This is a genomic window from Brachybacterium aquaticum (assembly GCF_014204755.1).
GTDB classification, from domain to species: Bacteria; Actinomycetota; Actinomycetes; order Actinomycetales; family Dermabacteraceae; genus Brachybacterium; species Brachybacterium aquaticum.
Window position 1 is genome coordinate 486,657 of sequence record NZ_JACHLZ010000001.1, and the last position, 11,806, is coordinate 498,462.

Here is an 11,806-nt window from a genome sequence, read left to right on the forward strand (position 1 = left end):
CGCCACGTGACCACCGCAGAACGCCGTCCCCTCCACCGAGCCCTCCTCTCCGTCTTCGACAAGACCGGCATCGTCGACCTCGCCCGCGCCCTCGCCGACAACGGCGTGGAGATCGTCTCCACCGGCTCCACCGGCAGCACGATCCGCGAGGCCGGGATCCCGGTCACCGAGGTCGAGTCCGTCACCGACTTCCCCGAGATGCTCGACGGCCGCGTCAAGACCCTCCACCCGCGCATCCACGGCGGCATCCTCGCCGACCAGCGCCTGGAGTCCCACCGCGACCAGCTCGCGAGCCACGGCATCGCGCCCTTCGACCTCGTGGTCGTGAACCTCTACCCCTTCGCCGAGACCGTCGCCGCCGGCGGCACCTTCGACGAGATCATCGAGAAGATCGACGTGGGCGGCCCCACCATGGTGCGCGGCGCCGCGAAGAACTTCGCCTCCGTCGCCGTGGTCGTGGACCCCGAGGGCTACCCGATCGCCGCCGACGCGGCCGGCAAGGGCGGCTTCACCCTCGCCGAGCGGCAGGAGCTGGCGACCATCGCCTTCACCCGCACCGCCGAGTACGACGAGGCGATCAGCGACTGGATGCTCGGCCAGCTCGGCGACGAGGAGGCCGTGGAGGAGCTGCTCGAGGCCGAGCACGACGGCGCGGCGCCCACCATCCTGGACCTGTCCGACGAGGACGCCGCCACGATGGGAATCACCGCCACCCTCCGCTACGGCGAGAACCCCCACCAGCGGGCGCGCCTGGCCGTCACCGACCCCGACGCCCCCGGCATCGCCGGCGCCGAGCAGCTCGGCGGCAAGGCCATGAGCTACAACAACTACGTCGACGCCGACGCCGCCGTGCGCGCCGCCTACGACCACGCCCTGCCCGCGGTCGCCGTGGTCAAGCACAACAACCCCTGCGGCATCGCGGTCGCCGGCGAGGGGGAGGACATCGCGCTCGCCCACGCCCGCGCCCACGGCACCGACCCCGTCTCCGCCTACGGCGGCGTCATCGCCACCAACCGCACCGTCACCCTCGCGATGGCCCAGCAGGTCAAGCCCGTGTTCACCGAGGTGATCCTCGCCCCCGGCTACGAGGACGACGCCCTCGAGGTGCTGCGCACCAAGAAGAACCTGCGGATCCTGCAGATCGCGGGGGAGTACACCCGCGACATCGAGATGCGCGAGATCTGGGGCGGCATGCTCATCCAGGACGTCGACGCCATCGACGCCGACGGCGACTCCCCGGCCGGCTGGACCCTCGCCGCGGGCGAGCCGGCCGACGAGGCCACCCTCGCCGAGCTCGAGTTCGCCTGGCGCTCCGTGCGCGCGGTGAAGTCCAACGCCATCCTGCTGGCCAAGGACGGCGCTGCCGTCGGCATCGGCATGGGCCAGGTCAACCGCCTGGACTCCTGCCGCCTGGCCGTCTCCCGCGCCAACTCGCTCGGCGAGCACGCCGAGGGCGGGGAGGCCCCCGAGCGCGCCCGTGGCGCGGTCGCCGCGTCGGACGCGTTCTTCCCCTTCGCCGACGGCGCCCGGATCCTGCTCGACGCCGGCGTGCGCGCCATCGTCCAGCCCGGCGGGTCCATCCGCGACGAGGAGGTCATCGAGGCCTGCCGTGCGGCCGGAGTGACCATGTACCTCACCGGCACCCGCCACTTCGCGCACTGACCTGCACCACTGCACGGTCCTTCCCGGGACCGGCCGACGCGCCTCCGCGGCGCTACCGGTCGGTCCCCGGACGGACCGGAGTTCACCTCGGGTACACCCGGGACCTCTAGAGTTGGTGCCATACATCAGCGTGTGTCCAAGGAGCGGCCGTGAAGATCCCTGACAACCAGTCCCTGCGCGAGTACATCGAGCACCTGCGCGAGGAGGGGTATTCGGTCCAGGACGGGCACACCCCCGACCCTGACCTCATCGATCCCCAGGGCAACCCCGTCTACACCTGGCAGGAGGGGTACCCGTACGACACCCGCATGGACCGGGACGAGTACGAGCTGCAGAAGTACCAGCTGCAGGTGGAGCTGCTGAAGTTCCAGTACTGGCTCGAGGACAACGATCAGAAGGCGATCATCATCTTCGAGGGGCGCGACGCGGCCGGCAAGGGCGGCACCATCAAGCGCTTCACCGAGCACCTCAACCCCCGCACCGCCCGCACCGTCGCGCTGAACAAGCCCAGCGACCGCGAGCGCGGCCAGTGGTACTTCCAGCGCTACATCCAGCACCTGCCCACCGAGGGCGAGATGGTGCTCTTCGACCGCTCCTGGTACAACCGCGCCGGCGTCGAGCGGGTCATGGGCTTCGCGACCCCGGAGCAGTACGAGACCTTCATGAACCAGGTGCCCTACTTCGAGCGCATGCTCGTGGACTCCGGCATCCACGTCACCAAGTTCTGGTTCTCCGTCTCCCAGAAGGAGCAGCGCACCCGCTTCGCGATCCGCCAGCTCGACCCGGTGCGCCGCTGGAAGCTCTCCCCGATGGACCTGGAGTCCCTGGACCGCTGGGAGGCCTACACCGAGGCGAAGGAGGAGATGTTCCGCCGCACGGACAAGAAGTACGCGCCGTGGACGATCATCCGCTCCAACGACAAGAAGCGCGCCCGCCTGAACGCGATGCGCTACTTCCTCTCCCAGTTCGAGTACGAGGACAAGGACCACGAGATCGTGGGCACCCCGGACCCGAAGCTCGTCATGCGCGGCAAGCAGGAGGCGGCCGACGAGTGATCCCGTCGGCCGCCTGAGAGCCCCGGCCGGCGGGCCGCGCGAGCAGCCCTCACACGCGACGCCCCTGCCGCCACCGCACAGGTGGCCGCAGGGGCGTCGTCGTGTCCCGGGGGAGCGGGCTCAGAAGTCCTGCTTCTCCTGCACGGGCGGGGCGACCTCGCCCGAGTCGCGGGCGACGCCGGTCCCGATGCCTGTCCCAGCGCCGTCGGCCGACGGATCGACCACCGGGATGGTGCCGGTCGCGGTGGGGCGCACCGGGCGGGTCATCGACTCGGGGGAGAGGAGGGTCGCCAGGCGCTTCTCGTCCAGCAGCCCCCGCTCGAGCACGAGGTCCGCGACCGGGCGGCCGGTCTCCAGCGCCGTCTCGGCCACCTCGGTCGCCGCGGCGTAGCCGATCACCGGCACGAGCGCCGTGACGATCCCGATCGAGGAGCGCAGGTAGCCCTCCAGCACGTCCTCGTTCACCGTGATCCCCGCGATGCAGCGGTCGGCCAGGGTGTTCATCGCCCGGGTCATGATCCGGGTGGACTCCAGGATGTTGAAGCAGATCACCGGCTCGAAGGCGTTCAGCTGCAGCTGCCCGCCCTCCGCCGCGAAGGTCACCGTGAGGTCGTTGCCGATCACCTCGTAGGCGACCTGGTTGACGACCTCGGGGATCACCGGGTTCACCTTGCCGGGCATGATCGAGGAGCCCGGCTGCACGGCCGGCAGGTTCAGCTCGTGGAAGCCGGCGCGCGGCCCCGAGCTCAGCAGGCGCAGGTCGTTGCAGATCTTGGAGATCTTCACCGCGATGCGCTTGAGGATCCCGGAGAAGGTGACGAAGGCACCGGTGTCGCTGGTCGCCTCCACCAGGTCCGCGGCGACCACGAAGTCGATCCCCGTCAGCTCCGCGAGATCGGCGGTGGCCATCTTCGCGTAGCGGGGATCGGAGGTGATGCCGGTGCCGATCGCGGTCGCGCCGAGATTGATCTCCTGGAACAGGGTCGCGGTGCGGGTGAGGCGCTGGACGTCCTCCTCGATGGTGGTCGCCCAGCCGTGGAACTCCTGGCCCACCGTCATCGGCACCGCGTCCTGCATCTGGGTGCGGCCCATCTTCAGGATCGAGGAGAACTCCTCGCGCTTCGCGCGCAGCGTGGTGATCAGGTGGTCCATCGCCTCGGCGAGCGCCGGGAAGGACAGCAGCATCGTCAGCCGCACCGCGGTGGGGTACACGTCGTTGGTGGACTGGCCGAGGTTGACGTGGTTGTTGGGGTGGAGGTGCTCGTACTCGCCCTTGGCGTGGCCGAGGATCTCCAGCGCACGGTTGGCGATCACCTCGTTGGCGTTCATGTTCGTGCTCGTGCCGGCGCCGCCCTGGATCATGTCCACCACGAAGTGCTCGTGGAGCGCGCCGCCCACGATCTCCTGGCAGGCCTGCTCGATCGCGGCCGCGCGCTCGTCGTCGAGCGCGCCCAGGCGGTTGTTCGCCCGGGCCGCGGCCTGCTTGACCAGGGCCAGCGCCTCGATCATGCGGGGGAAGTGCTGCAGCGGCACACCGGTGATGTGGAAGTTCTCCTGCGCGCGCAGGGTCTGGATGCCGTAGTAGGCGTCGGCGGGGACATCGCGGTCGCCGAGCAGGTCGTGCTCGCGGCGGGTGCTGTGCGATGTCGTACCGGGGCTGGTCATCGAGGGGTCTCCTCCAGTGATCGCGATGGCCGACGGCTCTGCCGGCCCCTGCCAGGGTAGCCCGGGACGGGGCCCGTACGATGTCGGGGTGCGCGAGCCCAGGGATCCCCACAGCCTCGGCGCCGCCCTGCGACGGCAGGCGGTGCTGACCCTCGCCCTGCTCGCCCTCGCCGTGATCGTGCCGATCGGGGTGCTGCACTCCGCCCCGCTCGCCGGCCGGCTCCTGGCCGCGCTGCTGCTGGTCCTCGCCGCCGCACGGGCCTTCCTGCCGGTGCGGGTGGTGGGCGCGCTCGCGGTCCGCTCCCGAGGGCTCGACGTCGCGTTCCTGCTGCTGCTCTCGATCGCCATCGGCGTGCTGTCCACCTCCCCGAACCTCTGACGCGGAGGGGCGGCACGGGCCCCTCGGTTCCGCCCCGCCTTCCCGGTTCCGCTCTGCCGTCCCGGTTCCCAGTGGTCCCTGCGGGTGTGGCACGATCGGTCCGTGCCCACCGACTCCGCCCGGCTCCATGCCGTGTTCGACCTCGCGATGAGGATCGGGGAGGGCCTGCTCACCAACGGCGCCGCCGCGTCCGAGGTCACCGCCACCGTGCTGCGTGTGACCAGCTCCTCGGGTCTGCGCAACGTCTCGGTGCAGGTCACCTTCAACGAGGTCACGATCTCCTACCTCGCCGACGAGTCCGCGATGCCCTTCACCAGGGTCCGCTCCGCGAGCGCCCGCGTGCAGGACTTCGACCGTCTCGCCGCCTTCGAGGACATCTCCCACCAGTACCTCGCCGGTGAGCTGTCGCTGGACGAGGCCCGTCGCCGCGCCTCCGCGATCCCGCAGCGCCCGCCGCTGTACCGCCTCGCGCTCGTGGTCGCGGGCTTCGCGGTGATGGGCGGGGCGGCCGCGCTCGGCTTCGGCGCCGGCAGTCTGGTGGTGCTCGCCGCGACCCTCGCCGCCGGACTGCTGATCGCCGCCGGCGAGCTGCTGGCCCGCTGGAACATCCCCCTGTTCTACAGCCAATTCCTCGGCGGTTTCGTCGCCGTCGGCGTCGCCGTGCTCGTCGCCCTCATCGACCCGTCGGTGAACTCCTCCATCGTGGTGGTCTCCTGCATCATCGTGCAGCTGGCGGGGTTGAGCTCCATCAGCGCCGTGCAGGACGCGGTCACCGGCTGGTACGTCACCGCCGCCGGGCGGATCCTCGAGACGCTCATGCTCACCGTCGGCATCGTCGCCGGGGTGCGGGCCGGGCTGATGCTCGCCGTCGCGATCGGGGCGGACATCTCCGTCACCGCCGCGATGCCGCTGACCCTCACCACCGTGGTCGTCGTGATCATCTCCGGCCTCGGGATGGGGCTCGGCTACGGGGTCGGCACCCAGACCCCGGCCCGGCTGCTGCTCACCGCGTCCCTGGTCGCCGCGGGCTCGGGCCTGGTCGCCCACCTCCTGGCCGGGGTGGGCCTGGACCGGCCCGTGGCCGTGGGCGTCTCCGCCTTCGCCTCGGGCCTGATTGCCACCGCGCTCGCCGACCGGGTCCGCGCCCCCTCCCTCGTCTTCGTCATGGCCGGGGTGATCCCGCTGGTGCCGGGCAGCCGCATCTACCGCGGCCTGCTGGGCCTCGGGGACGACCTCCAGGTCGGCGTCGCCGAGCTGCTCGGCGCGGGCGAGGTCGCGGTGTCGATCGCGGCCGGCGTCGTGCTCGGCCAGTTGCTCGCCGCGCGGATCATGCCCTACTTCCGCCGCAGCGGCATCGCCTACACCCCGGCGATCTCCTCGCCGTTCACCACCCTGCGCCGTCGCCGACTCTCCCTCGGCTCGCGCTCGATGCGGCGACGTCACGGCGCTCCGGTCATCGAGGCGTCTACGATGACCGGTGAGATGACAGCGCTGTCCCCGGCCATGTTCGAGGATCCGTCCCTGCTCGATGACCTCGAGCCGCCGCCGGACCTCGAGGACGGTCCTCGGCGGCGACCCACGGACGAGGAGACCCCATGACCGATCCCGCACTGCTCGCCGTCGGCGGCTACTCCCGCAGCGGCTCCGGACGCGGCCCCGGGATCGAGCTGCTGCGCCTCGCTCCCTCCGGCGACGGCCTCGCAGTGGAGCGCCTCGCCACGGCGGACCTGCCCGACCCGTCGTTCGTGCTGTGGAGCCCGGACGGCGCGCTCCTGCACGCCGTGCTCGAGACCGACCCCACGCGGGTGGTCACCCTCCGCGTCGCCCCCGACGGCTCGTCGGCCGACGTCGTCGCCGACCTCGAGATCACCGGCTCCGGAGGCTGCCACCTCGCCTACGGCCGCGACCCCGGCACGCTGCTGGTCGCCCAGTACGGCTCCGGCTCCGTGGCGACGCTGCGCCTGGACGAGGACGGGCTGCCCGCCGAGCAGATCGACGTGGACGACCACCACGAGCTGTTCGAGGGCGCCGCCGCCAGGGACCCCCACCCGCACCAGATCGTCGCCCTGCCCGGCGCGGAGGCGCTCGCCGTCCCGGACCTGGGCCTGGACCGGGTGCTGCTGTACCGCCAGGGCGTCGGCGGGATGATCGACCTCGACGGCGAGATCGTGTTCAGCCGCGGCACCGGCCCCCGCCACCTCGCCGCCGACCACGAGTCCGAGCAGCTGCACATCTCCTGCGAGCTCTCCGGCATGGTCGCCACCGCCGTCCGCGTCGCCGAGGAGACCACCAGCCGCTCCGCCCCCGCGGTGATGCCCGCGGCGCCGCGCCGCTGGAGCGTGCGCTCCATGGTCCCCGCCAGCGGCCGGGACGGCGAGAACGCTGTCAGCCACCTCGAGCTCTCGGCCGACGAGTCCGTGCTCCTGGTCGCCAACCGCGGACCGGACACCATCTCCCTGCTGTCGCTGACCCCGATGCGGCCCCTGCTGGTCTCCGAGGTCGAGGTCGGCGCGCATCCCCGCCACTTCACCCAGCTCGACGGCACCCCGCTCGGCGACCTCGTGCTCGTCGCGTCACAGGAGGGTGACCGGATCGACGTGCTGCTCCGCCGCGGCGACGAGCTGGAGGTCGCGGGGGAGCCGATCCCGGCCCCGTCGGCCGCCTGCCTGGCCGTAAGGCCCTGAGGACGGGCCGTCCGGCCCTGAGGGAGGGGCGCGGGGACCATCCCGTGGTCCCCGCTGGACCCTCTTGTCGGATCGACGGTTAGACTCTGCGTCGCCTCGCCGAGCATCGCGACCCCGTGCCGCGCCCGGCCACCCGTTCCGGAAGGACCGCCCCGATGACCCCTGCCGCCGACACCACCCCGCTGCTCTCCGCCGCTCCGGAGCGCTCCGCGGCCGCCGAGCGCGCCGCCCAGCTGTTCGAGGAGTCCTTCGGGTACGCGCCCGACGGGGTGTGGTCCGCGCCCGGCCGGGTCAACATCATCGGCGAGCACGTGGACTACCAGGACGGGCTCTGCCTGCCCATGGCGATCTCGCACCGCTGCTTCGCGGCCGCGGCCCGCACCCCCACCTCCCGGCTGCGCCTGCGCTCCGCCCAGGACGACCTCGTGCTGGACCTCGATGCCTCCGCGCTCGAGCCCGGCGCCGTCGAGGGCTGGCCCGCCTACGTCGCCGGCGTCCTGTGGGCGCTGCGCCCCTTCATCTCCGGCGCCGTCACCCAGGGCATGGACATCATGATCGACGGGCAGGTGCCGCTCGGCGCTGGCCTGTCCTCCTCCGCCGCGCTCGAGTGCGCCGCCGCCGAGGCGATCGAGGCGCTGCTGACCCTCGGCACCACGCCGCTGGACCGGGTGCGCGCCGCGATCACCGCCGAGACCGACTTCGCCGGCGCCTCCACCGGGGGCCTGGACCAGTCCGCCTCGGTCCTCTCCCGCGAGGGCCACGCCCTGTTCCTGGACTGTCGCGACTTCTCCACCCGCGCGGTGCCGTGGGACCTCGCCTCCCAGGGCCTCGCGCTGCTGATCACCGACACCCGCGCCGAGCACTCCCACGTGGACGGCGAGTACACCGCCCGCCGTGCGGACAGCGAGCGCGCCGCCGAGGCGCTCGGCGTGCCGACCCTGCGCGACGCCGACCCGTCGCAGCTGGACGAGCTGCTGGGCCGGATCGACGACGAGGTGGTGCGCCGTCGCGCCCGCCACGTCATCACCGAGATCCAGCGGGTCCGCGACGTCGACGCGCTGCTCGCCTCCGGCACCGTCCGCGCCCACGTCTCCGAGATCGGCGCGCTGCTGAACGCCTCCCACGACTCGCTGCGAGGCGACTACGAGGTCACGGTCCCGCAGCTCGACCTCGCGGTGGACACCGCCCGCGCGGCCGGCGCCCACGGCGCCCGCATGACCGGCGGCGGCTTCGGCGGCTCCACCATCGCCCTGGTCGAGGCGGACGCCGCCGCGCAGGTCGCCGAGCAGATCGCCGCCGCGTTCGCCGAGGCCGGCTTCAGCGCCCCGCAGTTCTTCCTGGCCCTGCCGTCGGAGGGTGCGGGACAGGACCGCTGAGCCAGTCCTCCACCCCCGCCAGCAGCCGGCGGCGCACGTCCTTCGGCGCCGCGGACAGGCGGATGGAGGACGCCGCGAGACCGGCCAGCGCCCGGTCGTCAAGGCCCATCCGGCGCGCGGTCTCGTACTGGTCGAGCAGCCGGCTGCCGAAGAGCAGCGGGTCGTCGGCCCCGAGCGCGATCTGCGCCCCCGCGGCGAGCATCCGCGCGAGCGGCACGTCCTCGGCCCGCTCGACCACGCCGAGGGACGCGTTCGAGGCCGGGCACAGCTCGAAGCCGATCCCGGCGTCCACCACCCGGGCCAGCAGCTCCGGGTCCTCGGCGGCGCGCACCCCGTGACCGAGCCGGTCCGGGTGCAGCGACTCGACGACGTCCCGCACGTGGGAGGGGCCCAGCAGCTCCCCGCCGTGGGGGACGGACAGCAGCCCCGCCGAGCGGGCGATCCGGAACGCGCCGGCGAACTCGCCGGTGACCCCGCGCCGCTCGTCGTTGGACAGCCCGAAGCCGACCACCACCCCGGCATGCAGCGCCGCGAGACGGGCGAGGGTCCGCGCATCCATCGGATGCCGGGTGCGGGAGGCGGCGATGACGATGCCGACGCTCACCCCGGTCTCCGCCTCCGAGCGCCGCGCCTGGTCCAGCACGATCTCGATCGCTGGGGTCAGCCCGCCCAAGAACGGGGCGTAGCTGGTGGGATCCACCTGCAGCTCGAGCCGGCCCGAGCCCTCGGCCGCGTCGTCCTCCACCGCCTCGTGGAGGATCCGCCGCATCGCCGCCTCGGAGTCGACCACGGCGCGGGCCGTGTCGTACTGCCGCTGGAAGCGGAACCAGCCGCGCCGGGTCGGCTCGACCTGCAGGGCGACGTCGTCCGTGAGCGAGCGGGGCAGGCGCATCCGCCGCTCTTCCGCGAGCGCCCACAGCGTCTCCGGGCGCATGGACCCCGTGAAGTGCAGGTGCAGATGCGCCTTGGGCAGCAGGCGCAGGTCCCGGCCCGACGTCGCCTCCGGCGCGGCGGGCGCGCCGGACCCGGCGGCAGCGTGTTGCGCGCCCGGCCCGGCGGGGGAGGGGCTCATTCCGCCAGGAGCGCGGCCACCCGGGCGATGCCCTCGACGATGTCCTCGTCCCCGAGCGCGTAGGAGAAGCGCAGGTAGCCCGGGGCGCCGAAGGCCTCGCCCGGCACCGCTGCGACCTCGGCCTCCTCGAGGATCACGGTCGCGAGCTCGGTGGAGGTGGTGACCTTCTTCCCGCGGATCTCGCGGCCGAGCGCCCCGGAGACGTCCGGGAACACGTAGAACGCGCCGGTCGGGTTCGGGACCACGAAGCCGGGCACCTCGGAGAGCTTCTCGACGATCAGCTTGCGGCGGCGGTCGAAGGCGACGCGCATCTCCTCGACCGGCTCCGTCGGGCCCGTGAGGGCCGCGAGCGCCGCGCGCTGGGCGATGTTGTTGACGTGCGAGGTGAGGTGGGACTGGAGGTTCGTGGCGGCCTTGATGATGTCGGCCGGACCGACCATCCAGCCCACCCGCCAACCGGTCATCGCGAAGGACTTCGCGACCCCGCCGAGCAGGATCGTGGTGTCGGCGAGCTCGGGGACGGCCTTCAGCACGGAGGTGAAGGGCATGTCCTCGTAGGTGAGGGCCTGGTAGATCTCGTCGGTGATGACCCACAGGCCGTGCTCGAGCGCCCAGCGGCCGATCTCGGTGACCTGCTCGGGGGTGAGCACCGCGCCGGTCGGGTTGGAGGGGGAGCACAGCACGAGGGCACGGGTGGCCTCGGTGCGGGCGGCCTCGAGCTGCTCGACCGTGGGGACGTAGCCCTGGTTGGCGCCGGCGAGGACGGGCACCTCCTTCGCGCCGGTCTGGCGGATCGCCTCGGGGTAGGTGGTCCAGTACGGGGCGGGCAGCAGCACCTCGTCGCCCGGGTCGAGCACCGTGGCGAAGGCCTGGAAGACCGCCTGCTTGCCGCCGTTGGTGACCAGCACCTGGCTCGGCGCGATCGGAAGGCCCGTGGTCGCGCCGACGGACGCGGCCAGCGCCTCGCGCAGCTCGGGCAGGCCCGGCGTCGCGGAATAGCGGTGGTTCTTCGGATCCTTCGCGGCCTCGACCGCGGCGTCCACGATGTGCGCGGGGGTGGGGAAGTCGGGCTCACCGGCGCCGAAGCCGATCACGGGCCGGCCGGCGGCCTTGAGCGCCTTGGCGGTCGCGTCCACGGCGAGGGTCGCCGAGGGCTCGATCGCGCCGATGCGCTGGGAGATGCGGGAGCGGGTGGCGGGGGTGCGGGCGTCGTCGGTGGTCACCCGCCTATCGTGGCAGAGCGCGCGGCCCCTCGCCAGGACGCTCCTCCCTCGGACACGCGGACGCGGCGCGGCCGGGCGCCCGGGCTCGCCCGGGCCCGTCGGCCGACGGATGCGGGCCGACGGATGTGATCTGGGCCCGCCGATTCGCACCAGGTCCCGGGGGCTTGTATGCTGGACGCTGGTCGAAAGCGCGCAGGCCGGATCGGACACGTCCCAGGACGGATCCGCGGGCCTCGATGCAAGACCTCACGGGGCATCCCCCGTGAAGGGCAGTGGCGCAATTGGTAGCGCAGCGGTCTCCAAAACCGCAGGTTGCAGGTTCGAGCCCTGTCTGCCCTGCCGGTCCGGCCGGGGAAACCCGGCCGGATGCGGATGACCTCGATCAGATCGGACAGCCCTGACGTGAACTCCAGCCAGAACGCCCCGTCGACACCGGCCACCGGTGACGCGAAGGGCTCCGGGTCGAAGAACCCGTTCGTGGCCATCGGGCTGTTCATCCGCCAGGTCATCGCGGAGCTGCGCAAGGTCGTCGTCCCGACCCGCCGGGAGCTGATCCTCTACTCGATCACGGTCCTGCTGTTCGTCGCCTTCATGATCCTGCTGATCTTCGGTCTCGACGCCGCGTTCAGCTGGCTGTCCAGGATCGCCTTCACCACCCCGGACGTGTGAGCAGGCGCAGGCTCCGCGCCC

Annotated in this window: 10 protein-coding genes and 1 tRNA gene; 8 read left to right on the forward strand and 3 right to left on the reverse strand. The window is 72.6% G+C overall.

Going from position 1 to position 11,806, the window contains the following annotated elements:
• The first annotated feature begins 6 nt into the window (after positions 1-6).
• Together purH and ppk2 are read left to right on the forward strand one after the other, a co-directional pair.
• A complete protein-coding gene (purH, locus tag HNR70_RS02100) occupies positions 7-1,662 on the forward strand; it encodes a bifunctional phosphoribosylaminoimidazolecarboxamide formyltransferase/IMP cyclohydrolase (protein WP_184324199.1) in 1,656 nt (551 codons plus the stop codon).
• A gap of 149 nt (positions 1,663-1,811) precedes the next feature.
• Positions 1,812-2,717, forward strand: coding sequence for a polyphosphate kinase 2 (gene ppk2 / locus HNR70_RS02105; protein ID WP_184324200.1), 906 nt, complete (start codon positions 1,812-1,814; stop codon positions 2,715-2,717).
• Between the two features lie 120 nt (positions 2,718-2,837).
• On the opposite strand, the gene HNR70_RS02110 is transcribed toward ppk2, so the two are convergent.
• The gene (locus tag HNR70_RS02110; protein ID WP_184324201.1) at positions 2,838-4,382 is read right to left on the reverse strand and encodes an aspartate ammonia-lyase; all 1,545 of its coding nucleotides are present in this window, start codon (positions 4,380-4,382) and stop codon (positions 2,838-2,840) included.
• 88 nt (positions 4,383-4,470) lie between these two features.
• On the opposite strand from HNR70_RS02110, the gene HNR70_RS02115 reads away from it, so the two are divergent.
• The 4 genes from HNR70_RS02115 (at position 4,471) to galK (ending at position 8,821) form a co-directional block, all read left to right on the forward strand.
• The gene (locus HNR70_RS02115) at positions 4,471-4,761 is read left to right on the forward strand and encodes a DUF3017 domain-containing protein (protein WP_184324202.1); all 291 of its coding nucleotides are present in this window, start codon (positions 4,471-4,473) and stop codon (positions 4,759-4,761) included.
• A gap of 102 nt (positions 4,762-4,863) precedes the next feature.
• Positions 4,864-6,360, forward strand: coding sequence for a threonine/serine exporter family protein (locus tag HNR70_RS02120; protein WP_184324203.1), 1,497 nt, complete (start codon positions 4,864-4,866; stop codon positions 6,358-6,360).
• Complete coding sequence (locus HNR70_RS02125; RefSeq protein WP_184324204.1) at positions 6,357-7,445, forward strand: lactonase family protein; 1,089 nt, start codon at positions 6,357-6,359, stop codon at positions 7,443-7,445. Before HNR70_RS02120 ends, HNR70_RS02125 begins: the two co-directional genes overlap by 4 nt.
• Before the next feature lie 155 nt (positions 7,446-7,600).
• Entirely contained in the window at positions 7,601-8,821 is a 1,221-nt protein-coding gene (galK, locus tag HNR70_RS02130) for a galactokinase (RefSeq protein ID WP_184324205.1), read from the forward strand.
• Here galK and HNR70_RS02135 read toward each other — a convergent pair.
• Positions 8,763-9,893, reverse strand: a complete 1,131-nt coding sequence (locus HNR70_RS02135; protein WP_184324206.1) for an adenosine deaminase — start codon at positions 9,891-9,893, stop codon at positions 8,763-8,765. The two genes, galK and HNR70_RS02135, sit on opposite strands and share 59 nt — an antisense overlap.
• Positions 9,890-11,116, reverse strand: a complete 1,227-nt coding sequence (locus HNR70_RS02140) for a pyridoxal phosphate-dependent aminotransferase (protein ID WP_184324207.1) — start codon at positions 11,114-11,116, stop codon at positions 9,890-9,892. Before HNR70_RS02140 ends, HNR70_RS02135 begins: the two co-directional genes overlap by 4 nt.
• A gap of 266 nt (positions 11,117-11,382) precedes the next feature.
• Between HNR70_RS02140 and HNR70_RS02145 the strand changes: the two genes are divergently transcribed.
• Both HNR70_RS02145 and secE read left to right on the forward strand, forming a co-directional pair.
• A tRNA-Trp gene (locus HNR70_RS02145) sits at positions 11,383-11,455 on the forward strand.
• Between the two features lie 63 nt (positions 11,456-11,518).
• Positions 11,519-11,785 (forward strand): preprotein translocase subunit SecE, encoded by a 267-nt coding sequence (gene secE, locus HNR70_RS02150; RefSeq protein ID WP_184324208.1) that lies wholly within the window; start codon positions 11,519-11,521, stop codon positions 11,783-11,785.
• Positions 11,786-11,806 lie beyond the last annotated feature (21 nt).

Bases quoted from the DNA above. Each gene is read 5' to 3' on its own strand.
- HNR70_RS02110 (WP_184324201.1), bottom strand. From the start codon at position 4,382: ATGACCAGCCCCGGTACGACATCGCACAGCACCCGCCGCGAGCACGAC.
- HNR70_RS02125 (WP_184324204.1), top strand. From the start codon at position 6,357: ATGACCGATCCCGCACTGCTCGCCGTCGGCGGCTACTCCCGCAGCGGC.
- galK (WP_184324205.1), top strand. From the start codon at position 7,601: ATGACCCCTGCCGCCGACACCACCCCGCTGCTCTCCGCCGCTCCGGAG.
- HNR70_RS02135 (WP_184324206.1), bottom strand. From the start codon at position 9,893: ATGAGCCCCTCCCCCGCCGGGCCGGGCGCGCAACACGCTGCCGCCGGG.